This is a genomic window from Pseudomonas sp. p21, assembly GCF_001642705.1.
GTDB lineage: Bacteria > Pseudomonadota > Gammaproteobacteria > Pseudomonadales > Pseudomonadaceae > Aquipseudomonas.
This window is the reverse complement of sequence record NZ_LWBV01000009.1, coordinates 167,530-191,834: the sequence shown is the minus strand read 5'-3', so window position 1 is coordinate 191,834 and position 24,305 is coordinate 167,530. Positions and strand designations below refer to the sequence as shown.

Sequence of the window (24,305 nt, the reverse complement as noted above, 5' to 3'; positions counted from 1 at the left end):
GGTGAATCAGTCCTGGCGGCTGGTCACTTCCAGCAGGTGGTAGCCGAACTGGGTCTTCACCGGGCCTTGCACGGTGTTGATCGGGGCGCTGAACACCACGGTGTCGAACTCCTTGACCATCTGGCCCGGGCCGAACGAGCCCAGGTCACCGCCCTGGCGGCTGGACGGGCAGGTGGAGTTGGCTTTGGCAATTTCAGCGAAGTCGGCGCCTGCTTCGATCTGGGCTTTCAGTTCGTTGCATTTGTCTTCGCTGCTGACCAGGATGTGGCGGGCGGTTGCACGGGCCATGGGTACTGCTCCTTGGGGTAAAAAGGCAAGCCTAGCGCACTTGTCCGGGGTATGTCTCGCCAGGCTTGCAACCCGCTGCCTACAGTTTTTGTGCCGCCTCACGCAACAGGGTTTCGGTCGAGGCCCAGCCCAGGCAACCATCGGTGATCGACACGCCGTATTTCAGCGCGCCCTTACCCAGCGCCTGGCAGCCGTCGAACAGGTGCCCTTCGATCATCACGCCAACGATCGAGCGGTCACCGGCCATGCGCTGCTCCAGCACATCGTTGAATACCGCCGGCTGACGCGCCGGGTCCTTGCCGCTGTTGGCGTGGCTGCAATCGACCATGATCCGCGCTTGCAGCCCGGCCTTGGCCAGTGCCTGGCGGGCCATGGCGATGCTGTTGGCGTCAAAGTTCGGGCCTTTGTGGCCGCCGCGCAGCACCAGGTGGGTGTCCGGGTTGCCCAGGGTTTCGATGATGGCCGGGTAACCCTGCGCATCCATGCCGAAGTGGCGATGCGGGTGGGCGGCGCTGCGCATGGCGTCGCTGGCGATGGCGATGCCGCCGTCGGTGCCGTTCTTGAAACCGACCGGCAGCTCCAGGCCACTGACCATTTCGCGGTGGATCTGCGATTCGGTGGTGCGTGCGCCAATCGCGGCCCAGGCCAGCAGGTCATCGAAGTAGCCGGCGGCCATGGGCTGCAGCAGTTCGGTGGCGACCGGCAGGCCGCGCTCGATCATGTTCAGCATCAGCCCGCGGGACAGGGCGATGCCGGCGTGCATGTCGTCGCTGCCATCGAGGTGCGGGTCGTAGGCCAGGCCTTTCCAGCCGACCGTGGTGCGGGGTTTTTCGACGTAGGCGCGCATCACCAGCAGCAGCTTGTCGTCGACCTCGCGGCTGAGGGCGGCCAGGCGGTCGGCGTACTCCAGGGCCGAGCGCGGGTCGTGGATCGAGCACGGGCCAACGATCACCAGCAGGCGCTGGTCGCGGCCTTCGAGGATGTCGCGGATGGCCTGGCGGTGGGCATGGACTTGCTGGGTAAGTTCGCTGGACAGCGGCATTTGCTGCTTGAGCAGGTGCGGGCTGGGCAGGCGCTGGCTGACGGTGGTGTTGGCGGCTTGCGGCTGGGTCAGGGCGAGGCTGGAAGCTTGCATGGCGTTTTTTCCCTGGGCGGACGGCGGGTTCTGGCCCGCGTGGTCGGCCCTATCGAGGTGTTCGACAGATCGTTGAATTCGTATTGGCTGCTGCATTGCCACCTGTGGAAGACCGAACGGAGGCGGCAGGCTGGCCCGAACGGGATTGGCTAAATCGCCAGGCGTAGGTGTTTGCGTAGTAATAGGTGGCGTAGTTCATGAATCTGTCCTCAATGTGAATCGGTGTTGTTCAAAGGCCTGAAAAGCAAAACCCCCGGTCGGGAAGCCGACCGGGGGTTTGAGTATTCTCATGTTCGGCGGCCCCTCGAAGGTGGGCGCCGTGTGGGTATCGGCGCCTAGTGGCTAAACCAATACCCGAAGTAATAGCTGGCAGGTGCCACGCAGCCGGCAACGGCCAGCACAGGACGCAGGGTGCGACCGGTGTGGTTGGCGTGGTTGCGGGTGTGTTTTGGCATGTTGCTCTCCAGTGAATGAGCCCGAGCTTACTTCAGTTCGGTCGGGCCATTCAATGGATAAATGCTATGGGGGCGATCATTTGTTTTTGTACTGGATGGTTCAATGGCCATAGCGCCCGACCAGACTCTGCGCCCCTAGCGCGTGGCCTTGCAGCAGTTGCAGCAGGCCACTGCGGTCCAGGCCCTCGGGCAGGGTGCCCAATGGCAGGTCGGTGGCGATCAGCGTCAGTGCGTAGTGGTGCGGGTTGTCGCCGGCGGGTGGGCAGGGGCCTCGGTAGCTGAGCGTGCCCCGCGAGTTGCGACCCACGGTCACGCCTGGCCCGGTCAGCCCGGCGATGCCTTCCTTCAGCCCATCCTGGGCCGGGTCAATGTTGTAGGCGATCCAGTGGACCACGCCAATACCCTTGCCGCCGTCCGGGTCGAACATGATCAGGGCCAGCGACCGGGTGCCTGCGGGGAGGTTGTCCCAGCTCAGTTGCGGGGTGCGCTCTTCGCCAGCGCCGCAGGCCGGGTCCGGGCCAACCTGCTGCAGGGCGATCACGCCACCATCGGTGAACGACGACGAACTGATCGACAGCGCACCCTGGCCGCCAGCGACGGCCAGGGTGCTGCACGGCAGCAGGGCGGCAAGCAGCCAGGGTTTGAGGTTCATGGTGAATCCTTGGCAGGGCGTTCGGGCGCAGTGTAGCCCAGGCTGGTCTCAATGGCTGTCCTGGTCCTCGGCGGTGCCGCCGGTGCGCCCGGCGCCGGAACCGGTGGCTTCGCCGGTGCTGTTGGAGCCGCCAGCGGCGCCGTCGGCGGCATCGCTGTTGCTGCCGGTGTCGCTGCTGTCGTTGCCTTTGCTGCTGCCAGGGCTGTTGACGCTGCTACCTTCACCGGCAGTCTTGCCACCGGACTGGTCGGTTTGCGGGTGGCTGTCGGTATGGGTGTCGGTGGCGGCCAGGCTGGTGCCAGTGGCGGCGGCCAGGGCAAGGGCAAGGGCAAGGGCAAGGCACAGCGAGAGTGGGCGAATGCGGATCATGGAACGTCTCCTTTGCGGATGATCTGTCATTCGTTGGGCTGGGGGCGGGGAGTGGGGTGCCGTCTGGGCGACGGATGGTCATTCGATCAGGCTGCTGTGCAGCCCGATCGATTGCAAGGGGGCCGATCAGCGGCAGTTGCCCGCCTTGCGATACCCCGCTGCCTGCGCCTCACCCTCTGTGGCGAAGGTGACCTGGTTCTTCGCGGTAACCTGGGTATAGCCCGGGCAGCCGACGGAGAGGTGATAGACGTGGCTGTTGCGGTTGCCAAGCACCGCTCCTACCGACTCGGCACTGGCCAGGCTCGGCTTGGCCTCTGGCTTGGCAGCCTTCGCCGGCACCGCTTGCACCACGCCACTGCCGACCGGCTTGTAGTTGGCGGTCCATTTGCGTTCCCCGGTCACGAAGGGGTTGGCATGCCCCATGATCGCGGCAATGCGCCGGTCACGCTCTTTTTCCCAGGCCGACACCGGGTGCTGTTTGTCCCAGGCCATCAGCAACTGTTGCTGTTGGCGCGACATGCTCAGCTTGTAGCGGTCGTACATATAGAAGGTGGTGCGGGCGACCAGGCCTTTCACTTCGTCACGGGGTTCGGCAGCACGCTGCACGAAGTTGACCTTGGTGCTGCACTGCCCGTATTGCCCTGCATTGCCAGCAACCATGCCGTAGTTGAAATTGCTGCGGTCGCCGTTGACCTCGCCTACTGCCGGGTACAGGTTGAACAGGTCGGCCTCCATGGCGCGGAACACCGGGTCGTCATCCACGCAATGCTCGCGGCCACCGTTCTTCCAGCACTGGCGCTGGTTGCCAAAGGTATAGGCCGGCACGATGTGCTCCCATTCGGTGCGCTCTGCTCGGTTCTGCTGCTTGCGGGTCTGGTAGCCGCACGAGGCGGCATCGATGCGCCCGCCGGACTTGCCCACCCAGGTCCATTTGCAGCCGCAGTACAGGTCGCCCATGGCACTACTGGCCTGGTCCATGTACACCTTCTGCTTGGCCACTACCTTGGCCTCGGTGAAGGTCGCCGGCGGGTTGGCCAGGGCGGGGAGGGTGAAGGAAAATAGTAAGGATACGGCGTAAAGCAGTGATTTCATGAGAAAAACATATTTCAGGTCGGGGCGCGCATTGTAATCATTTCCTCGGGGCTGGCCAGCCTGGACAAGTTGACTGTCAACTTGCGCGCTCTTACAGCGGCTCGCAGTAAAGGCTTCAATCCGTGAGGGTCGGCACGAAAAGGCCAGTCTTCACATTGCTCATCGACACCAGTGTCTTGAAGCGCTTGACGTTGTTGTTCTCGAAGAACAGCTCACGGGTCAGCTGGGTGTACTGCTCCATGTGCCGCACCAGCATGATCAGCACGAAATCGCATTCCCCGGCCACGTAGTAGCACTGTTGCACCTGCGGGCAGGCGAGGAAGGCGCGTTTCATCTCGTCCAGCAGGTCCAGGCGCTCGTTCTCCACTTCAACCTCGGTGATCACGGTCAGCGTGTACCCCAGCTGCTCCGGGTTCACCTGTGCCACCGTGCCGCGGATCACGCCGTCGGCCGCCAGCTTCTTCAGGCGCCGGTTGACCGCCGCCGAGGACAGGTTGACCTGCGCACCGAGGTCCAGCTGTGAAGTGCCGGCGTCGCGCTGCACGGCATCGAGCAGGGCCAGGTCGAAGTGATCGAGGGGCATGGGAGGGGCTCCGTAGGCGAACAGCGGTAAATGCCGAAAGTGCGTAATAAAAGTGCATGAATTGGCCAAAAATCAAGATTTTCATACGCAGCGAGCGAATAGAATTTCCCGTGAACAAAAACGGCGGTGTAGAGCCAAGGCTTTTCACCCAGGGAGAAACGGTTGATGAATGCGAGTACCCCACTGCAACTGAACGGCGCTTTGCTGCTGCAGCAGATCCGTGCACTCGGCCAGGTAGGTGTTGACGCCACGCATGGCGGGCGCACCCGGATCGCCCTGAGCGATGCCGACAAGGCCGGGCGCGACCTGCTGGTCGGCTGGATGCGCGAGCTTGACCTCGACGTGCAGGTCGACCGCATCGGCAACATTTTCGGTACGTTACGCGCAGCCGCTGACAGCGGCGAGCAAAGCCCGCTGATGATGGGTTCGCACATCGACACTGTCACCAACGCCGGAGCCCTGGATGGCTGCTATGGCGTGCTGGCCGGATTGGCGGTGGTTCGGGCGTACCGTGAGGCCGGGCGCTTGCCTGAGCGTTCGATCACGGTCGGCGCGTTCACCAATGAAGAGGGTGTGCGCTACCAGCCCGACATGATGGGCTCACTGGTTTACGCTGGCGGCCTGCCTTTGCAACAGGCACTGGATACCCTTGGCACCGACGGTACGCGCCTTGGCGATGAACTGGCGCGCATCGGCTATGCCGGCACGCTGGAGCCTGGCGCCATCGTGCCACACGAATACCTCGAACTGCATATCGAGCAGGGGCCGGTTCTCGAAGCCGAAAACACCCTGATCGGCGTGGTCGAGAACCTGCAGGGCATTTCCTGGCAGCAAGTAGAGGTGAAGGGGCACGCCAACCATGCCGGCACCACGCCGACCCACTTGCGCCATGATGCAGGCTTCGTCGCCAGTGCCATCGTCGCCGAGTTGCGCGCCATGGCCGTGGATTCCGGCACGACCTTGGCCACGGTCGGCTGCATGCAGTTCGAGCCGAACGTGATCAATGTCATCCCGCGCAAGGCCACCTTCACCGTTGACCTGCGCGACCCCGACGAAACCTGCCTGGCTTACGCCGAAAACCGCCTGAGCCAATACCTGGAGGCGCTCGCCGAGCGTGAAGGGGTCACCATTACCACCGAGCGGCTGGTGCGTTTCGAGCCGGTGATCTTCGACGCAGGGCTGGCCGATGCCATCGAAGCCTCGGCCCGGCGTTTCGGTTTCAGCCATCGGCGCATGACCTCTGGCGCCGGCCACGACGCGCAAATGATCGCCCGCATTGCCCCCGCCGCGATGATCTTCGTGCCCAGCCAAGGCGGCATCAGCCACAACCCGCGCGAGCATACCGACGACGAACAACTGATCCAGGGCGCCCAGGTGCTGCTGGATGTTGTCAGCCGTCGCCTGACCCACGCCTGATCCCCACTGTAATGCCCCGCCCGCTGAAGCCTGGTTTCAGCGGCATGGGCTTCCTGTTGCCTGTAGAAAGGAGTGCCGCATGTTTGTTTCCAACCCCAAGGCTGGCCGCCAGCCTTACCCGCAAGCGTTGCAGAAGGTAATGAGCATCGCCAAGGCTGAAGAAAGCCGTCAGTGGCTGGCCGGCTGGGCGCGCTTGAACGCGGGTGCTACGCCGCTGTACAGCCTGCCTGACCTGGCCGCCGAGCTGGGTGTCGCCAAGGTGTCGGTGAAGGACGAATCGGTGCGTTCGGAACTGGGCAGTTTCAAGGCGCTGGGCGCGCCGATTGCCCTGGTGCGGTTGATCCTGCGTACCTTCCCCGCGCAGCAATTCGACCCGCGCGGCTTGCTGGCAGGCCAGTACGCGAACCTGCTGGCCCCCTTCACCGTGGTCAGCGCCACCGATGGCAACCATGGCAAGGGCCTGGCGGCCGCCGCGCAAAGCATTGGCTGCCACTGCGTGATCGTGCTGCATGCCAACGTCAGCATAGAGCGCGAGCAGGCGATTGCCGCCTACGGCGCGCGGATCGTGCGCATTGCCGGCAATTACGACGAGTCGGTCCAGCACGCTGCGGAGCTGGCGGCCAGCAACGGCTGGACCGTGGTTTCCGATACCTCTTATGAGGGCTACGAAGTGATCCCGCGTGATGTGATGCAGGGCTACGGCACCATCGCCGCAGAAATCATCGAAGCCACTGCCGGCCAGCCGCCTTTCACCCATGTGTTCCTGCAGGGCGGGGTGGGTGGCCTGGCGGCTGGCATCGTCAGCTACCTGTGGGAGCACTACGGCGCACAACGCCCACTGATGGTCATGGTCGAGCCGGAGCAGGCGGACTGCCTGTACCAGAGTGCCTTGCTCGGCAAACCGGCCAGGGCGACCGGTTCGGTGGACTCGGTAATGGCGGGCCTGGCGTGCGGCGAGACATCGCCGTTGGCCTGGCGCTTTCTCGAGCCGAGCGTCGATTACTTCATGACTATCACTGATGAGCAGGCCGTCGCCGCCATGCGCCGCCTGGCGGCTGGCAGCGCTCGCGACATTCCGCTGGTGGCCGGTGAGTCCAGCGTCGCCGGCCTGGCCGGGCTTGCCCGCCTGGTAACGGATGCTGGCGCAGCTGCCGACCTGGGTATCGACGGCAACGCCCGTATTCTCTTCATCAGCACCGAAGGCGCCACCGCCCCTGGCGTGTATGCCGATCTGCTGGGCGAGCCGGCCAGCTCGGTACTGGCACGCCAGCAAGCCTGGGTACGCACCTGATCCACCCCTGAGGGCCAGGTTATACCGGCCGTTCCGGTCAACGCCCGACGTTGGCCCAGCAACAGGAATTTCAAGCATGAGCAATGACCCTGCATTCGAACAGCGCCTCAAGCACTGGCGGCACGCGTTTCACCGCCACCCGGAAACCGGCTTCGAAGAGTTCGACACCGCCGAACAGGTCGCCAGCATCCTGGCCAGCTTTGGCCTGGAGGTGCACCGAGGCATCGGCGGCACTGGCCTGGTTGCCAGCCTCACTGTCGGTGACGGCCCAGGCGTGATCGGCCTGCGTGCCGACATGGATGCCCTGAACATCACCGAACAGGCGCATGAACGGCCCCATGCGTCCTGCAACCACGGCAAGATGCATGCCTGCGGCCACGACGGGCACATGGCGATGGTACTGGGGGCCGCAGACCTGCTGTGCCGTGAGCGCAACTTCAACGGCACCGTGCGTTTCCTGTTCCAGCCGGCCGAGGAGCATGGGCGCGGGGCCAAGGCGATGATGGCCGATGGCTTGTTCGAGCGCTTCCCGGTCGATGCCCTGTATGGCGCGCACAACATGCCGGGCATGCCGGCTGGCCATATTGCCACGCGGGCTGGTGGGATCATGGCCAGCGAGGACAACTTCGTCATCCACATCCAGGGCAAGGGCACCCATGCGGCACGGCCGCACATGGGGATCGACCCGATGGTGATCGGTGCCGAAATCGTGCTGGCCTTGCAGACCATTGTTGCGCGCAATGTCGACCCGAGCCTGTCGGCGGTGGTTTCCTGCACCGAGTTCATTACTGATGGCATCCGCAATGCGATACCGACCCATGTCACGATCAAGGGTGACACCCGCAGCTACAGCCCCGAGGTGCAACGCCTGCTGGAAAAGCGCATGCGCGAGATCAGCGAGGGTATCTGCCACTTGCACGGTGCATCCTGCCGGTTCGAGTACAGCCACGAGTTTGCGCCGACGGTGAACTGGGCGGCGAACACGGAAATTGCCGTGACGGCGGCGCGCAATGTGGTGGGGGCGCAGGCGGTGAATGCCGAAGTGATGCCGATGATGATTTCCGAGGACTTCGGTGCGTTCCTGCAGCAGGTGCCGGGCAACTTCGTGTTCATCGGCAATGGTACCGAGGGCGAGGCGGGGGCTACGCCGTTGCATAACGCTTCGTATGATTTCAACGATGCGATCCTGGCGACCGGGGCCCGCTATTTTGCCGAGGTGGCAAGGGTCAGCCTGCCGCGTTGATCGTTGAATCAGGGGCCGCACAGGGACCGCACAAATTTAAAGCATTGTGCGGTCTCTGTGGGAGATTGCCCAGCCCTTTGGGCCGCGCTGTCGCACAGATAACTGAATTCGCAAGCGATACTCGTACCCTGTGGGAGCGGCTTTAGCCGCGAAGCATCCAACCGCGGTGCATGGCACCGGCTGCGCCGGTGTTCGCGGCTAAAGCCGCTCCCACAGGGTCCCTGCTAATTCAATGACTTATGGGCTCATGGCAGCCCCGTTTCAGTGCCCGCCCTTCATCCGCCGTGCCACCAGGTAGATCCCCAGCCCGACCAGCGCCGTCGCTGCGCCGATGTAGCCGGTGCTGGTCCAGCCCATGCCCGCGGTAATCGCCATGCCACCCAGCCACGGCCCCAGCGCATTGGCCAGGTTGAATGCCGCATGGTTCGACGCCGCCGCCAGGCTTGGCGCTTCATGGGCAATGTCCATCAGGCGGATCTGCAACGGTGCCGCCAGGGCAATCATGGTCCCCACCAGGCCAATGCCCAGCAGCAGGCTCCACAGCGCCTGCGCGGCAAAGCTGAAGAACAGCAGCACGGCAATCGACCACACCAGCACCAGCCCCACGGCGCGGAACTGCAGGCGGTCGAACAGTTTGCCGCCGGCGATGTTGCCGACGATGCCGCCCACGCCGAACGCTGCCAGGCCGAACGGAATCCACTGCGGTGACACCTGGGTTACCTGCAACATGGTCGGCGCCAGGTAGCTGAACACACAGAACATGCCGGCAAAGCCGATCGAGGCGATGCCCAGCGCCATCCACACTTGCGGCAGGGTGAAGGCTTGCAGTTCCTTGCGCGGGTTGCTGCGCGTTTCATCGTGGCGCTGGGGCACGAAGCGCCAGACCAGGGCTATGGTGCACAGGGCTATCGCGCCGACCAGCACGAACGCCGAGCGCCAGCCGAAATACTGGCCCAGCAAGGTGGCGACCGGGTTGCCGAGCAACATGGCCAAGGTCAGGCCCATCATCACCCGGGCCACGGCCCCCGCCCGCTGGTCTTTGGCCACCATGCTCGACGCCACCACCGCCGCAATGCCGAAGTAGGCGCCATGGGGCAGGCCGCTGATGAAGCGGAAGGCGACCAGGCCACCGAACGAGGGGGCGAAGGCGGTAGCCAGGTTGCCAAGGGCATACAGCGCCATCAGCAACAGCAGCATGTGCTTGCGCAACAGCTTGGCACCGATGATCGCCAGTGCCGGGGCGCCGACCATCACCCCCAGCGCATAGGCGCTGATGGCATGGCCCACCTGGGGCTCGCTCAATTGCAGGTTACTGGCGATGTCGGGCATCAGGCCCATGATGGCGAACTCGCCAGTGCCGATCGCAAAGCTGCCCAGCGCCATGGCGGCTTCCAACTTTGCGACGGTGCTTTTGCTAGGGAGAGGGGGTAATTCCTGAACTGACATCTGGATCCTTGTTGAAACATGCTGAAACGTTCAAGGCGGGATCATAGTCAATCCGTGATGGCGACGTCGAGGAAGGTGGCTGGCTTCCTCGTACGTCTGTCGGGAGCACATGTGGGAGCGGGCATGCCCGCGAAGAACCCTGCGCGGTGGATGGCACCGGCTGCGCCGGTGTTCGCGGGCACGCCCGCTCCTACAGGTATCGCGCAGATTTCCTTTGGGAGCGGGCGTGCCCGCGAAAAGGCCGGAACGGGCTGGCTTCAACGCTCCAGGTAATGGGTCTGGGCGGCAAAGTCGATGAAGCGCTTGCTGGCCAGCGACAGGTATTCCCCCGAGCGCCAGCACAGCCTGAAGCTCATCAGCTGCGCCGGGCGGAACGGTACGCCGACGATGCCCGGGGTGCGCTGTTGCACCGAGCGCAGCAGGGTCGCCACGCCCATGTTGTCCAGCGCGGCCTGCACCACCAGCGATACGAAGTTGCTTTGCAGCGCCACCTGGTAAGTGATGCCATGTTCGGCGAAGAACGCGTCCAGCAGGTGGCGCTGCACGAAGGTGCGGTCGAACACCACCATGTCGGTATTGCGCAGGTCTTCGGCTGTAAGGAAGGCCTTGCCGGCATAGGGATGGTCAGGGTGCATGCACGCCAGCATCTCGTCGCTGCCCAGCAGGATCGATTCCTTGTCGGGCGGCACGCGCCTGGACTCTAGCAGTGCCAGGTCGATTTCCCGTTGCTCCAGGCGATGGCCAATGTCCTCGGCGCTGCCTTCGAACACGGTCATGGCTATGCCCGGGTACAGCTTGCGGAAGGCGTTCATCAACCCGGGCACATAGTGCAGGCCGAACATCGGCGGGATACCCAGGCGTATTTCGCCGCGTTTCAGGTCGGCCATGTCGCGCAGCTCCTGGCGGGCCACATCCATTTCGCGCAGGGCCGATTCGATACGTGGCAGGAACCGTTCGCCCTCGGCCGTCAGGATGACTTTGCGCGTGGTGCGGTTGAACAGGGTCACGCCCAGTTCTTCTTCAAGACGGGTAACGGCCATGCTCAGTGCCGGCTGGGCGATATGCAGGTGCTGCGCGGCTTTGGTGAAGCTGCCTTGGCGTACGATCTCGACGCAGCAGCGCAATGCCTTGAGGTTCATTGAGGGGGTTACCGTTCATAACAAACTGTGATGCCAAGCATCATAACAATATATTTATTATTATTAACCAGAGGGCCTACGATGCGCGCCACTGAGACATCCTGCAACATCTCAGTCACGCAGCTTAATAAATCTGCAATCCCATAAAGATTTTGAGGTAGTACCCCAAATGGCCAAGGCCGCCGATGTCGTTGTGCAATGCCTGGAAAACGAAGGTGTCGAGTATGTGTTCGGCATTCCCGGTGAGGAAAACCTCGACCTGCTCGAATCCCTGCGCAAGTCGAAGATCAAGCTGGTACTTACCCGTCACGAGCAGTCCGCAGGTTTCATGGCTGCTACCTATGGTCGCCTGACCGGCAAGACCGGCGTCAGCCTGTCGACCCTCGGCCCTGGCGCGACCAACCTGGTCACCGCCAGCGCCTACGCCTACCTGGGCGGCATGCCGATGATGATGATCACCGGCCAGAAGCCGATCAAGAAGTCCAAGCAGGGCCGCTTCCAGATCATCGACGTGTGCGGCATGATGGACCCCATCACCAAGTACACCCACCAGTTTGCCTCGGCCGACAACATCCCGGCCCGTATGCGCGAAGCCTTCCGCCTGGCTGAAGAAGAAAAGCCGGGCGCCGTGCACCTGGAGCTGCCGGAAGACATCGCTGCCGAGCAGACCGACGCACTGCCAATCCCGCCAAGCCTGCACCGCCGTCCGCTGGCCGAGCACGTGGCGATCGACGCTGCCGTGCAAAAGCTGAAAAACGCCCGTAACCCGATCCTGGTGATCGGCGCCGGCGCCAACCGCAAGATGACCGCCAAGGTCCTCAAGCAACTGATCGACAAGACTGGCATCCCGTTCATCACCACCCAGATGGGTAAAGGCGTGGTCGACGAGCGTCACCCACGCTTCCTGGGCAACGCCGCGCTGTCGTCGGGTGACTTCGTGCACCGCGCCGTCGAAGCTGCCGACCTGATCGTCAACATCGGCCACGACGTGATCGAGAAGCCGCCGTTCTTCATGGTCCGTGGCGGCACCGAGGTCATCCACATCAACTTCCGCTCCGCCGAAGTCGATGCCGTGTACTTCCCGCAGGTGGAAGTGATCGGCGACATCGCCAACGCCGTTTGGCAGATCAGCGAAGCGCTGAACGACACTTCGCACTGGGACTTCACCCGCCTGATGGCCATCCGTGAAGCCAACGAAGCACAGATCGCCGAAGGTGCCGACGACAACCGCTTCCCGGTCTACCCGCAGCGCATGGTCGCCGACATCCGTCGCGTGCTGCCGTCCGAAGGCATTGTTGCCCTGGACAACGGTATCTACAAGATCTGGTTCGCCCGTAACTACAACCACTTCCAGGTCTACCCGCAGCGCATGGTCGCCGACATCCGTCGCGTGCTGCCGTCCTAAGGCATTGTGGCCCTGGACAACGGTATCTACAAGATCTGGTTCGCCCGTAACTACAAGGCGCACAAGCCGAACACCGTACTGCTGGACAACGCCCTGGCGACCATGGGCGCCGGCCTGCCATCGGCCATGGCTGCGCACCTGGTGCACCCGGACCGCCCGGTGATCTCGGTTTGCGGTGACGGCGGCTTCATGATGAACAGCCAGGAGCTGGAGACTGCGGTACGCTTAGGGATGCACATCACCGTGGTGATCCTGCGTGACGACGGCTACGGCATGATCCGCTGGAAGCAGGCGAACATGGGCTTCACCGATTTCGGCCTGGACTACGGCAACCCGGACTTCGTCAAGTACGCCGAAGCCTACGGTGCCAACGGCCACCGCGTGGAAAGCGCCGAAGGCCTGCTGCCGCTGCTCGAGCACTGCATCAAGACCCCGGGCGTGCACGTGATCGACTGCCCGGTCGATTACAGCGAGAACGACCGCATCCTCAACAGCGAGCTGCGTGAGCGCGCGCTGGCGGTGTAAGGCCTGACAGGTACGGTTTTATCAGTTAAACCAATTGGGGCCGCTTTGCGGCCCTTCGCGGGCTTGCCCGCTCCCACAGGCGATGATTTGCGCGATCCCTGTGGGAGCGGGCAAGCCCGCGAAGGGCTGCAAAGCAGCCCCTATTAGACTGGGAAACCTTAACTGACTGGCAGTTTCAGCTGGCGCTGTAGCGAGGTGCCAGTCGGTTGCTGGAAAGCTCACCGAACAGGGCCTGACGGCTGCTCTCGTAGGTTTCGTAGCGCTGCAGCTCGTGCAGGGCCGGTATGGAAACCAGTACCTTGTTGTCGAAGTCCTGCAGGGCGCCTTCCACCAGATCATCAACCGACATCACGATACCTGGGTCCAGGTTCTCTATCGGCAAGCCGCCAATCGCCCAGAAATCGGTGGCCGTCGCGCCAGGCAGCACGGCCTGAACCTGGATGCCGTGTGGCGCGAGTTCCTTGTGCAGCGACTGGCTGAAGGCGGTGACATACGCCTTGCTGGCGCCATATACGCCATTGAGCAACTCCGGGGCCAGGCTGACGATCGACGAAATGTTGATCACTGCACCTTGCTGGCGGGCAACGAAACCCGGGGTGACGGCATAAGTAAGGCGGGTGAGGGCAGTGACGTTGAGGCTGATCATTTCGGCCATGCGTTCGACATCGCTTTCCAGCAGCGGGGTATGGGTGCCGATACCGGCATTGTTCACCAGCAAGGTGATGCTCGCATCTTCACGCAGCTTGCGCTCTACCCGGGCGAGTTCATCAGGGCGGGCCAGGTCTGCGGGGAAGACTTCGACACTTTGCCGGGTTTCCTGGGTGATGCGGCTGGCCAGTGCATTGAGGCGGTCTCGGTTGCGTGCGACCAGCACGAGGTCATAGCCGAGGCGAGCCAGGCGTTCGGCGTAGACCGAGCCGATACCCGAGGATGCGCCGGTAATGAGCGCGGTGCCTTTGTGCGAGTGAGTCATGATTCGAGCTCCAGTGGGTGGGGACTGGGGCCATGATGCGGTAGATTTTCACTGGCTCAAATGACGTATATGGTAGTGTTTTCGGACGCTACAAGATGGAGCCCAGTCATGCATCGCATCGGCTATCTGATCACCGAAGGCTTTCAGCTCATGGGCCTGGCCACGCAGACGGTGTTCGAATTCGCCAATATCGTCGCCGGGGAGGAGGTTTACCGAGTGCAGAACTTCTCGGTAGGTGGTGGCATGGTGCGCTCATCACTGGGCATGTCCATCGATACCCTGCCGTTGGCTGCACCAGGCCTGGCTGATACCTGGATGGTCAGCGGTACCCTGACCCCCGAGACACCGCCCGCCGATCAGGTGCTGGCATGTGTGCAAGGCTTTGTCGCCAGTGCGCGCAGAACCGCCGGGCTGTGTACCGGCACCTTTGTGCTGGCGCAAGCCGGCGTGCTGGACAATCGCCGGGCCACCACCCATTGGGCTTATGCCAAGGCGCTGCGCATCATGCACCCCAGGGTCGAGGTCGACGATGACCGGATCTTCATCGTCGACGGGCCGGTCTGGACATCGGCGGGCATGACGGCGGCGCTGGACATGGCGCTGGCGATGGTGGAGAAAGACCTGGGTGCCGAGCTGGCCAGGTCGGTGGCGCACAAGCTGGTGATGCACCAGCGGCGCTCGGGTGGTCAGTCGCAACATTCTGAACTGCTCGCGCTGGCACCGAAGTCGGACCGTATCCAGAGCGCCCTGGAATACGCCCGCCAGCACCTGAGCCGCCCGCTCAGTGTCGAAGAGCTGGCCGGTGTAGTTCACCTGAGCCCCAGGCAGTTCACCCGGGTGTTCACTGCCGAAACCGGGCAGTCTCCGGCCAAGGCCGTGGAAAACCTGCGCCTGGAGGCTGCCCGCTTGATGATTGAGCAAAGCCGGCACAGCCTGGACGTGGTGGCCAGGGAGACCGGCTTCAGAGACCGCCGGCACCTGCGCGAGGTGTTCATCCGCGGGTTTGGCGTGCCGCCGCAGGCTGTGCGCAGGGATGCCAGGCGAGTGATCTAGAGGGCTGCTCAGGCTTCCTCGAAATGCATCCGCCGTACTGCATGGGCCCACTGATATGCGGTGAATCCTGTGGGCGATCGCCCAGTACTTTGGGCTGTGCTATCGCGTAGAAAACTGATTTCGCGAGCGGTCCGCGTACCCTGTGGGAGCGGCTTTAGCCGCGAAGAATCCAACGCGGTGCATGGCACCGGCTGCGCCGGTGTTCGCGGCTAAAGCCGCTCCCACAGAGTCCCTGCTGATTCAACAAGTGATGTGCAGTTCCAAGAAAGCGGGTACCCCCGCTCCTACAGGCCCCCGTTGCGTCGCTGGCCTCCACAACCCTTGAAGGCAGACCACGATCAATGGTTTTATCCCGCCCCTGGCCCGACTGGTAATGATAAATGACCCGCCCGCTGTTTGTTTCCATCGATGGGCCCAAGGGCACCGGTAAAACCACACTTCTTGAGGCCGTTACCAAAGCCCTGAGGGCTGACAACAAGAAAGTGATCCGGCTTTGCGAGAAAAAAAGCGACCCCTACCGGGGGGAAACCATGGCCCTCGTCAATCAACTGGCCAGAAACCCCTCCCGGGACCTGGAGCTGAGGGTTTGCGAGCGCTTTGCCGAAAGCCGTGCCTGGATTTCCAGGCACGTGCTCCCCAGGCAGCCAGCGGGCAGTATCATCCTGATCGATCGCTGGTACCCGTCTGATGCCGCATTTCGCCGTACCGTGCCGTTCGACGAGATCCTGCGCCTGAACATCGAGCGAAATGTGCAAGTGCCCGATTTGCACGTAGGCGTTGTCACGGCCCCCGATACCTCATGGGCAAGGGCCGCGGCACGAACGCGTGGGCTGGGCAGTACGGTAATCCATAGCCTGGACGAGCAGGTTGCCTGTACTGAGGCGTTCGAGCGTGCGATTGCGGATCACGGCTGGGTTCTATGCCGTAATGAAGGCACCATCGAGGACGCAACACGGCAAGTGGTGGCCGAGATCGATAGCGTGCTTCGACCACGCCATCGATCGCGCTGCGATCACTGCTGACACAACGGCGGAGTACTGGTTACTGCTTCATGGGCATATCCATCATCGACGACTGCTGATCCATCATCTTCATCATCATGTCCATCATTCCGTCGCCCATACCCATGCCACCCTTGGCTCCCGACATTCCCATGCCCGAGCCCATGCAGCCCGCAGCATGGTGCTGGTGCATCATGGCCATGCTCTCCTTCATCGTCTTCATGCCCTCGTGCATGGCGGCTTGCCGCTCGGCAGGGGTCTTCGCTGCGGCAGCTTTGTCATGAGCAACCTGCATCTTGTGCATTTGTTCGCTCATTGCCTTGTTCATGGCCGACTCGGAAGTTGTACTGGCGGCTGGTGCGCTGGCGGAGGCATCGCCAGCGTGATGTTTTTCTTCGGCATGCGCCACGAGCGCACTACCGGCCAGAACAACAGCAAGAAACAATTTCAATTGCGTTTGCATGGCGAACTCCACGTTTCTGGGTATGGATGGCGTGCTTCAAGGCCTTGGTATGCCTGGACGTTTTCAGTGTAGGCAGCCAGTTGGTCGCTGGTTTGACTTGAATCAAGCAAGAGTGGTCCATGTGGTTCCGATGGGCTGATCATCCATCCAATGTCTGCTTCGTACAGTTCCATTGCGTTGGTCCATCCGGTTCTCGCATATCCTGTGTCTCGTCATTACATTGCCAGCCCAAACCACATTGCCCCGAGGATGATGATCTGCGCTGGAACGAGATAACGCGCAAACCGGAAACCGCCATTGCTGAGCGCCAGCACACATTTGGTCAGCGTGTTCCCGGTCACGGCCATCATGCCCGGAACCACAACATCGGCTACCTCCAGCCGTCCGGCCTTCACTAGCGAGGCCACCGACGCAGTTGCTGCGTGGGCATCACCCAGCCCGCTGACGAATGCCGCAATGCTGACGCCGTTGTGGCCCAGGTGCTGAAGAAGAAACGCTGAGAACAGGGCGACGCCGGTCAGGGCAAGCGTGATGATCAGTGCGGTCCAGAGACTGAAGGCACCGTTACCCTGATGTGCCGCGGAACCGCCAGAAGCGGCACGCCAAGGTGCCAGCAGTAATATTCCGTAAACCACCGTGACCAATGCGCCAAGCCCGATCGATATCACGAAAGGGCTCAGCAGGTGCCGGTCGATGATAGTCAGCACCAAGGCGAATTGCGTAATGCTGGCAAGGTTGGAGAGCACCGCCGCTGCCGCGAAAGATCTGACTGCAAGTTTTTGTTGCCGCGCTTCACGGGCCAGCAGCGCAATGGTGGCCGTGCCTGAGGCAAAGCCTGACGCTATTGCGCTCAAAGGCAAGCCATATCGAGGGCCCATCAGGCGCATGGCGATATGGCCCACTGCACCGACAGCCATCAGCAGGACGACCAACGTGCAGATCGTGCGGGGGTTGAGCACGCTGTAGGGGCCCAGGAACCGGTCCGGCGTCAACGGCAGTACCACTAGTGCAACCGTTAGCAACATCAAGCCATCGCGCAGTTCTTCTTCACTCAGCTGCTGCAGTACGAAGTGATGAAGCTCACGCTGCATGGCCAACAGCACCGTCAGTACCACGCCTACCGCTGTAGCAAGCTCGGGCTCGTTCAGGCTCAGCGCGCCCAGAGTCAGCACCAGCAGCAGAGCGATTTCGCTGGTGACCTCAGGATCTTTGTCGGCATGCTTGCGGTAGTGCATGCAGAGCATCAGTACCAGGCCCAGACTGGCTACCCCGACCAGCATCGGGCCTGCCAGCAACATGCTGACGTAACCCAGCAGGGCGGTGATAGCGAAGGTCCTGAGTCCGGCTGCGGCATGGTCTTCGTTGCGGCCTTTCTTGCGTTCGCGCTCAAGCCCTACCAGCATGCCGATGCCCAGCGCCACGGCGCCGTGTCCGACATTCAGGGTGTCGAGCATGGTGCCTTCAGGCCGCTGCCCCGGCATTCCCTGCACAAGGTCATCAGCGGTTTCAGGTAAATCGGATTTGCCACGCGCGACGAAACAGACTGATCAAGAAGCGTGACTTTCAATTGATCGGGCACTTTCAGGCCTCCGAGCATCGGAGATTGGCAAAGCGGGGGCGGGCTTACCAATCAGCGAATCTTCATGACACCATCGCGCAGATGGGCGAACAGTTCATAGGCAGCCTCAATTTCACCGAGTCGATAGCGGTGCGTGACCAGTTGTGAACGTCAACCCGGCCGTTGGCGACTACCGCCATCAACCGGCGCATGCGCTCTTTGTCGCCATGGCGCGCCTACAAAGCAAGAAATCATTGTTGATATGCCAGTAGCGTGCTCCGTTAGCGGCTAGAAGCCTTGATCCGCATCAAATTCCCGCGCCATCCAGAATGCCGTTTGTCTGCGCGGAAGCGGGTAGTTGACAAACATCAAATTTGCAAAAGATGAGTGGCAGATGCTCCAGGTACGTACCGCAACCGCAGAGGTGTGCCATGGAAAATCCACAAAGACTGCTGCTGATAGCATCAGCCCTGATGCGCCGGACTCCGGTCTATGATCGCGCAGCAGCGCTGGCCAAGGCCAAGGGCATGGCGCTGCACATTGTGGCGTTCGATTATCTGGAAGGGCTTGCCACGGCGGGCCTGGTCAATGACCAGGCGCTGGCTGCCATGCGCGAAGGTTATGTGCAGCAGCACCGTGACTGGCTGGAGTCCCAGGCGCTGTCGATGCGGCGCAACGGTGTCACGGTCACCACGGAAGTGGTGTGGGTGCAACATCCGATGGACGAGATCCTCGCGCACTTGCGCGAGCAGCCTTTCGCCATGCTGATCAAGGAGCTCGAGCATGAGCCCTGGTGGATACGCGCCATGTTCACGTCACTGGATGTTCAGCTCCTGCGCGATACACGCATCCCGTTGCACCTGGTACACAACGCCAGCCATGCGTTGCCGCGCAGGATCCTTGCAGCCGTCGACCTGTCCAGGCCTGAAGATCAGTATGAGGGCTTCAACGACCAGATCATCAGTGAAGCGCTGAAGTTGGCATTGCAATGCAATGCCCAGATCGAATTGTTATATGCCTATGACCTGGGCTCGATGTATCTGGACGCTGGCGGCAGCCGGGAACATTCGTTCCTGTTCGACTCGAATTCCGCCCGAACCCTTCATGAGGCCCAGAGCGAAGCTTTCCAGTCGCTTGCCGAGCGCAATGGTATCGCCGCCGAACACCGCCACATGCGAATAGGCGATCCAGCCAAGGTCCTGGCGGTGTTCATGGATAACAATGATATCGATGTGCTGGTCATGGGCAGTTATCACCATCATGGCATCGGCTGGTTTATCGGCAGCACGGCGGAACGGGTGATGCATCGGCTGTCCAGCAGCGTACTGGTTATTTCACCGGAGCATTCCCAAGGCTGAAGGGCAAGGCCCGCAAGGGCCTGCTTTCAAAGCTTTCAAGGACGCAACATGCGCTCGTAGCCATTAGGGCGTGCTGCGTCTATCAAGTGTGCCAGCAGTTGCGGCTGATCGGCGGGAGGTGTTCATGAACACGCAAGCAAGGGCAAAACTCAGGGCTTGGATGCATCGCCCCAAGGGCAGCCTCGGGTGGATCGTGGCGATCCTTGCATTGCTCCTCGCCGCGTCGGCCTACCGTGGGCTTAGCCCGATCTGGCGCCTGCCCATGCGCGATCCGGCGGTATTGCTGGCCTTGCTGGGCTTGAGTGTGGCGCTGGGCTGGGCGGTGCAGCGCGGCGTGAAGCGCACGGTCGGCAAGGCCATTTTCAACGGCCAGCAGACGGGCTGGCCGGCCAGACTGGCGTTCCTTCGTTCAGTGACCCGGGAATCGAACATCCTGCTGGTGATGCTGTTGTGCCTGGCCCTGCTGGGTACAGGCACCTTGTGGTTGGCGGGGCGCTCCGTGGCGCAGATCGTGGCGATTTGCGAGGCAAACCTGCAGGCCCAGGTGGATATCCCCGAAGATGAAAAACTCACCGCGCTGGTCGGTAAACCTGTTTGCACCTGCCTGGCGCAGACCTTTCTGGAACGCAATGGAGTACTGCGCATGGCGTTGTTCGAAACGCCCATGCAGGAAGTGAGCGGCTTGAAGGCGCTCACACCCGTTGATGAGCAGCGCTGCCTTGAGCAGTTCGACCTGCTGCCCGAGGAGGCTCGCGCAATCGTGCCTTGAACCCGGTGCCCGCCAGAAGCTGAAACGACAGGCGCCATCTCGGCGCGGGAGGTTTCCATGTCATATGACCTTGCAGTGCAGACCTTGTTTCCAGACCGTTGCGAGGCCGGGCGTTGCCTTGTCGAACCGCTCACCCGGTTCGCCGGCAGGTCCGATGTGATCGTGTTAGCGCTGCCGCGCGGCGGTGTTCCCGTTGCTTATGAGGTTGCGACTGCCCTCGGGGTTCGCCTGGATCTGCTGGTGGTACGCAAGCTCGGCATGCCTTCTCATCCCGAGTTCGCCATGGGGGCAATTGCCGGGGACGGGGTAATGTTCCTGAATGACGACATGCTGCAGGCCTATCCAGTGGATCCGGCGTTGTTCAAGGCTGTAATCCTCAGGGAAACGGAGGAGCTGGAGCGACGGGAGCGGGCCTACAGGGGCGGTCGTGCACCTCTTGATCTCAAGGATCAGGTAGTGATTCTCATCGATGATGGGCTAGCGACTGGCTCGACCATGAGAGCGGCAATTCTGGCTGTACGTGCTCGGTCACCTGCATGGGTCGTGGTCGCGATCCCGGTTGCGCCACCGGAAACCCTGGACGTGATGCACCGCGAAGTGGATGAACTGGTGTGCCCGCTGGTACCCGAGCGGATGATATCGGTTGGCTATTGGTATCAGGAGTTTCCGCAAACTTCGGATGAAGAGGTCATGGTGCTCATGCGTCAAGCGGACGCGCGTGTGCTTTCCCAGGATACTTCCCAGGAGCGACGACATGACTGAGGTACGATCGCAGACTATCAAGCTGCCCGGCGTCGAATTGCTGGCCGACTTACGGTTGCCGGGCAATTGCCGCACTCTGGTCATTTTCGCCCATGGCAGTGGCAGCGGTCGTTTGAGCGCCCGGAACCAGTTCGTAGCTGACATCCTCGCGGCACGTAGCCTGGGATCGTTGCTGTTCGACCTGCTGACGCAAAAAGAGCAGCGATTGGATAACGAGACCGGGGAACTGCGTTTCGATATTCCATTGCTGGCCAAGCGATTGATCGATGTCGTCGATTGGGCAGGACAGGATCAGAGACTCCAGACACTGCACGTTGGCCTGTTTGGTGCCAGTACTGGCGCGGCCGCGGCGCTGCTCGCAGCGGCTCAACGCCCGGATGTGGTGGCGGCGGTGGTCAGCAGGGGAGGCCGGACTGACCTGGCCTGGTCAGTGCTGCCGCGAGTGAAAGCGCCAACGTTGCACATCGTGGGTAGTGAAGACGTACAGGTGCTGGAGCTCAATCGTCTGGCTGGTCGTATGCTGCAATGTGACCATCGACTTGAAGTGGTGCCAGGCGCTACGCATCTTTTCGAAGAGCCTGGCACGCTGGGCAAGGCTGCGGCGCTCGCTGCCGACTGGTTTGTCGCGCACCTGCAGGCGTCGGGCAGTCACACGCCAAATGGATAGGTTTCGTCCTCTGGTTCCAGATGTTGTTGTTTCGGCAAGGGCAGCGCGGTGACCGGCCTGGTTTGTTCGACCCAGAGCATGGCATCGAACTGCTCGGCCAGAACTGCCTCGAAATAGTGGCTGAGCCGCTCGCTTTCGGGACGATAGATGACACCAATGGCCCGCTCGAGCAATGGCGTGGACAAGATCCGGCGCAGTTCCTTGCGCTGCGGGTCTCGCCAATCGGTCAACGAGGCTGGCACTCCGGCAAGCCGGAACTGGCACTCCCAACTGTCCGTGCGGGATGGACGTATGTCCTTGATCTGCAGGTCGCCGTCCCAGTCATCGGCTGCGGCCACCTGGCCTCGGTCGGTCGCCATGCCGATCAGCACGGCATCCCGTCCAAACGCACCGCGACAAAGCTGACCGATGTTGAACTGGCCTTTCCAGCCCATTTCTGTCGCGCCTGCATCGCCGATATGAGAATTGTGTGCCCAGACCACCGCCTTGGCTTTGGGACCGCGGTGCTCCAGCAGCGCACGCAAGGTATCGAACATGTGCCGGTCGCGCAGGTTCCAGGATGCGGCCGACCCTCGGTAGATGGCTCGATAGTATTGTTCTGCAGCTATGATTACGCGTGCATTCTGCGTTGCGTTGAAAAAGGCTTCGTCATTGCGGATCAGGCCTGACAATTGTTCGGCCAGCATGACATTCAGTTGCTCGATCACCGGTTGCTCGCAAGGCATGACGCCACCGCGCTCGACAAAATGGCCATACAGCGCAGGGTCGTCCTGCCAGGGCGTCAGGCAGCCGTAGCGCCGACGGGCTTCATGGGCCAGATGCGGATCGACCCGGTCCAGATAGGCCAGCACTTCATGTATGGAGTTGCGCAGGCTGTAGACGTCCAGGCCACGAAACTCTACGCGACGGTCCTCGGCCAGCATGCGATTGTGCGCGTGGAGCCACTGGACAAAGGCCTTGGCCTCACTGTTGCGCCACATCCAGGTTGGGAAACGGCTGAAGATATGGCGTTTCCACGCTGAATGTGCAAGTCCTCGCACATATTGATCGACATGTCCGGCATCCGGCCAGTCGGCTTCGACGGCCACGATGTTGAAGCCATGCAGTTCGATGAGTCGTCGGGTAATAGCCGCACGGGCGCGGTAGAACTCGCTGCTGCCATGGCTCGCCTCGCCGAGCATCACCACTCGGGCATCTGCATAACGGTCGAACAGCTTGGCAAAAGCCGGGTCGTCCAGGTCCGGCAGAGGCTCGGCGTATTGGTGCAGCATTGGCGCGATATCACCAGTGTCGACCTGGTATTGCTTGCCGTAAAGCTGCTCCATCAGCTTGTTCGAAGGTCCGTTCATGGGCTTTCTCCCTGGGATGGATTGCTGCGTCGGCCCGCGGCAGATACTAGGCGCCGCAGCATGGCAGGTCATGGGGCGGCGGCCTTGGGTCAGCTCAGTGCGAGGCGGTGGATGACCTGGCTCGGGTCATCGGGGTCGGTGGTCGTGGTGAACCCTGCCGCTTTGGCCATGTCACGCATCGCCTGGTTGGCGGCTGAGTCGATCGAATACATCTGCCGGAAACCTTTGGCCCGAGCATGATCGGTCAGGTGCTTGAGCAGCAAGCGGCCGAGGCCGTGGTGTTGCCAGCTGTCGAGTACCGTGACCGCGCACTCGCATTCATCCTTGCCGGCACAGGCGGCGTAACGGGAAATGCCCACTTCTTGCAGTTCACCGTCCACATGCGCGAGGGCGACGAAGGCGGCTTGTCGGTCCTGATCGACCGCCATCAACTGGTCGAGCATCGCCTCACCTGGCTCCTTGATCTGGCAAAGGAAGCGAAAGTGCCGTGATTCGGGTGACAACCGTTCGATGAAGGCTTTTTCACGCTGTCGGTCCTTGGCTTGCAATGGCCTGATCAGAACATGGGTGCCATTGTCGAGCGCTTCGATCCAATGCTCGCCGACGGGTGCCGTAAACGAGGTGGCGGCAGGTTGGCGGGAAGGTTTGATAGGAGCCATGGCGGTATCCTCATGCGTCTGGAATGAATAGTGGAAATACAGTTTCGCTCCATGACCTTGCACTGACTTGATAGTTGTCAACTGCTCGGCTGGCAGCTGCTTTTCGCTGTCAAATTGAGGAAAAGAACGGATGTTGCCGGTCCGTACAGGCCCTGGCCGCTTGTTGTATTGGCGTGCCTGCGGTATTGACCACAATCAGGCTGCATTTGAGATGGCTCAGCAGGTATTGCAGGGTCTCGCGCTGCCACGGATTATGCGGGCAGCCAATGACCATCAGGTCGTATTCACAACGATTGGCATAAGCGCTGAGGGTATGTGAACAAGAACCGACAACAAGGTGATGCTGAAGGGGAGGAATGCCGACTTGCCCTGCAAACGCTTTGAATCTATCGGCAAGGGTTTCGTAGCCAGGAATTTTCGCCTGGCTGTAATGCTCGCTGTGGCGCAGCAGCGCAGCCTGATCGAAGACTGAAAACACATTGGCGTCCATGGCCGTTGCCAGTGCGACGGTTTGCTCGAAGGCCGGGCTGTACTGATCATTGCAAGGTGCGGGTAGAAGCAGATTTCTGATTCTCATGATTTTTTTGCCTTCCGTCCGCAATGGGCGCGAACTGAGCCAAATGGCTGCTTAAAGTCTGTGCTCAAGCATGAGCG

23 protein-coding genes and 3 pseudogenes are annotated in these 24,305 nt (G+C 61.9%); 11 read left to right on the top strand and 15 right to left on the bottom strand.

Annotated elements, in window-relative coordinates; translation table 11 throughout:
* Positions 1-6 precede the first annotated feature (6 nt).
* The 6 genes from A4C63_RS23120 to A4C63_RS23095 all read right to left on the bottom strand — a co-directional run bounded on the left by A4C63_RS23120 (position 7) and on the right by A4C63_RS23095 (position 4,574).
* Positions 7-288: a peptidylprolyl isomerase gene (locus A4C63_RS23120; RefSeq protein ID WP_039602126.1), complete on the bottom strand. Its 282-nt coding sequence runs from the start codon at positions 286-288 to the stop codon at positions 7-9.
* 79 nt (positions 289-367) lie between these two features.
* Positions 368-1,423 (bottom strand): 3-deoxy-7-phosphoheptulonate synthase, encoded by a 1,056-nt coding sequence (locus A4C63_RS23115; RefSeq protein WP_063914764.1) that lies wholly within the window; start codon positions 1,421-1,423, stop codon positions 368-370.
* A gap of 555 nt (positions 1,424-1,978) precedes the next feature.
* Positions 1,979-2,530, bottom strand: coding sequence for a YbhB/YbcL family Raf kinase inhibitor-like protein (locus tag A4C63_RS23110; RefSeq protein WP_063914763.1), 552 nt, complete (start codon positions 2,528-2,530; stop codon positions 1,979-1,981).
* 48 nt (positions 2,531-2,578) lie between these two features.
* Complete coding sequence (locus A4C63_RS23105; protein WP_063914762.1) at positions 2,579-2,899, bottom strand: hypothetical protein; 321 nt, start codon at positions 2,897-2,899, stop codon at positions 2,579-2,581.
* Positions 2,900-3,025: 126 nt separating this feature from the next.
* Positions 3,026-3,991 (bottom strand): endonuclease, encoded by a 966-nt coding sequence (locus A4C63_RS23100; protein WP_063914761.1) that lies wholly within the window; start codon positions 3,989-3,991, stop codon positions 3,026-3,028.
* 115 nt (positions 3,992-4,106) lie between these two features.
* A complete protein-coding gene (locus A4C63_RS23095; RefSeq protein ID WP_063914760.1) occupies positions 4,107-4,574 on the bottom strand; it encodes an Lrp/AsnC family transcriptional regulator in 468 nt (155 codons plus the stop codon).
* Between the two features lie 165 nt (positions 4,575-4,739).
* Between A4C63_RS23095 and A4C63_RS23090 the strand changes: the two genes are divergently transcribed.
* From A4C63_RS23090 to A4C63_RS23080, 3 genes are all read left to right on the top strand, one after another.
* The gene (locus A4C63_RS23090; protein ID WP_063914759.1) at positions 4,740-5,990 is read left to right on the top strand and encodes a Zn-dependent hydrolase; all 1,251 of its coding nucleotides are present in this window, start codon (positions 4,740-4,742) and stop codon (positions 5,988-5,990) included.
* Positions 5,991-6,069: 79 nt separating this feature from the next.
* Complete coding sequence (locus A4C63_RS23085) at positions 6,070-7,281, top strand: diaminopropionate ammonia-lyase (protein WP_063914758.1); 1,212 nt, start codon at positions 6,070-6,072, stop codon at positions 7,279-7,281.
* 76 nt (positions 7,282-7,357) lie between these two features.
* The gene (locus A4C63_RS23080) at positions 7,358-8,524 is read left to right on the top strand and encodes a M20 aminoacylase family protein (RefSeq protein WP_063914757.1); all 1,167 of its coding nucleotides are present in this window, start codon (positions 7,358-7,360) and stop codon (positions 8,522-8,524) included.
* A gap of 261 nt (positions 8,525-8,785) precedes the next feature.
* Here A4C63_RS23080 and A4C63_RS23075 read toward each other — a convergent pair whose 3' ends face one another.
* Together A4C63_RS23075 and A4C63_RS23070 are read right to left on the bottom strand one after the other, a co-directional pair.
* Positions 8,786-9,970: an MFS transporter gene (locus A4C63_RS23075; protein WP_063914756.1), complete on the bottom strand. Its 1,185-nt coding sequence runs from the start codon at positions 9,968-9,970 to the stop codon at positions 8,786-8,788.
* A gap of 257 nt (positions 9,971-10,227) precedes the next feature.
* Positions 10,228-11,109 (bottom strand): LysR family transcriptional regulator, encoded by an 882-nt coding sequence (locus tag A4C63_RS23070; protein WP_063914755.1) that lies wholly within the window; start codon positions 11,107-11,109, stop codon positions 10,228-10,230.
* A 169-nt stretch (positions 11,110-11,278) separates the two neighbouring features.
* On the opposite strand from A4C63_RS23070, the pseudogene A4C63_RS23065 reads away from it, so the two are divergent.
* Positions 11,279-12,439: pseudogene (locus tag A4C63_RS23065) on the top strand (acetolactate synthase large subunit); the annotation flags it as partial.
* Positions 12,440-12,541: 102 nt separating this feature from the next.
* Positions 12,542-13,039: pseudogene (locus A4C63_RS26615) on the top strand (thiamine pyrophosphate-dependent enzyme); the annotation flags it as partial.
* 175 nt (positions 13,040-13,214) lie between these two features.
* Here A4C63_RS26615 and A4C63_RS23055 read toward each other — a convergent pair.
* Positions 13,215-14,012: an SDR family oxidoreductase gene (locus tag A4C63_RS23055; protein WP_063914754.1), complete on the bottom strand. Its 798-nt coding sequence runs from the start codon at positions 14,010-14,012 to the stop codon at positions 13,215-13,217.
* Between the two features lie 108 nt (positions 14,013-14,120).
* Between A4C63_RS23055 and A4C63_RS23050 the strand changes: the two genes are divergently transcribed.
* Positions 14,121-15,065, top strand: a complete 945-nt coding sequence (locus A4C63_RS23050) for a GlxA family transcriptional regulator (RefSeq protein WP_063914753.1) — start codon at positions 14,121-14,123, stop codon at positions 15,063-15,065.
* Positions 15,066-15,445: 380 nt separating this feature from the next.
* Positions 15,446-16,087 (top strand): dTMP kinase, encoded by a 642-nt coding sequence (locus A4C63_RS23045; RefSeq protein WP_063914752.1) that lies wholly within the window; start codon positions 15,446-15,448, stop codon positions 16,085-16,087.
* Positions 16,088-16,106: 19 nt separating this feature from the next.
* Here the strand turns inward: A4C63_RS23045 and A4C63_RS23040 are convergent, their stop codons facing one another.
* The 3 genes and pseudogenes from A4C63_RS23040 to A4C63_RS26875 form a co-directional block, all read right to left on the bottom strand.
* Entirely contained in the window at positions 16,107-16,529 is a 423-nt protein-coding gene (locus A4C63_RS23040; RefSeq protein ID WP_063914751.1) for a hypothetical protein, read from the bottom strand.
* Between the two features lie 215 nt (positions 16,530-16,744).
* Positions 16,745-17,983, bottom strand: coding sequence for a DUF4010 domain-containing protein (locus A4C63_RS23035; RefSeq protein ID WP_063914887.1), 1,239 nt, complete (start codon positions 17,981-17,983; stop codon positions 16,745-16,747).
* Positions 17,984-18,159: 176 nt separating this feature from the next.
* Positions 18,160-18,314 (bottom strand): annotated as a pseudogene (locus A4C63_RS26875) (NAD(P)-dependent alcohol dehydrogenase); the annotation flags it as partial.
* Positions 18,315-18,518: 204 nt separating this feature from the next.
* Between A4C63_RS26875 and A4C63_RS23030 the strand changes: the two are divergent.
* The 4 genes from A4C63_RS23030 (at position 18,519) to A4C63_RS23015 (ending at position 21,643) form a co-directional block, all read left to right on the top strand.
* Positions 18,519-19,445, top strand: coding sequence for a universal stress protein (locus tag A4C63_RS23030; protein WP_063914750.1), 927 nt, complete (start codon positions 18,519-18,521; stop codon positions 19,443-19,445).
* A gap of 160 nt (positions 19,446-19,605) precedes the next feature.
* Entirely contained in the window at positions 19,606-20,214 is a 609-nt protein-coding gene (locus A4C63_RS23025; RefSeq protein ID WP_172827552.1) for a hypothetical protein, read from the top strand.
* A gap of 57 nt (positions 20,215-20,271) precedes the next feature.
* Positions 20,272-20,976: a phosphoribosyltransferase gene (locus A4C63_RS23020; RefSeq protein WP_063914749.1), complete on the top strand. Its 705-nt coding sequence runs from the start codon at positions 20,272-20,274 to the stop codon at positions 20,974-20,976.
* Positions 20,969-21,643 carry a dienelactone hydrolase family protein gene (locus tag A4C63_RS23015; protein ID WP_063914748.1) on the top strand — a complete coding sequence of 225 codons (675 nt, stop codon included), beginning with the start codon at positions 20,969-20,971 and terminating at the stop codon, positions 21,641-21,643. Before A4C63_RS23020 ends, A4C63_RS23015 begins: the two co-directional genes overlap by 8 nt.
* Here the strand turns inward: A4C63_RS23015 and A4C63_RS23010 are convergent.
* The 3 genes from A4C63_RS23010 to A4C63_RS26100 form a co-directional block, all read right to left on the bottom strand.
* A complete protein-coding gene (locus A4C63_RS23010) occupies positions 21,625-22,992 on the bottom strand; it encodes an erythromycin esterase family protein (RefSeq protein ID WP_063914747.1) in 1,368 nt (455 codons plus the stop codon). The two genes, A4C63_RS23015 and A4C63_RS23010, sit on opposite strands and share 19 nt — an antisense overlap.
* Before the next feature lie 89 nt (positions 22,993-23,081).
* On the bottom strand, positions 23,082-23,651 hold the full coding sequence (locus A4C63_RS23005) for a GNAT family N-acetyltransferase (RefSeq protein ID WP_063914746.1): 570 nt from the start codon (positions 23,649-23,651) through the stop codon (positions 23,082-23,084).
* A gap of 109 nt (positions 23,652-23,760) precedes the next feature.
* Entirely contained in the window at positions 23,761-24,228 is a 468-nt protein-coding gene (locus A4C63_RS26100) for a universal stress protein (protein WP_082888405.1), read from the bottom strand.
* Positions 24,229-24,305 lie beyond the last annotated feature (77 nt).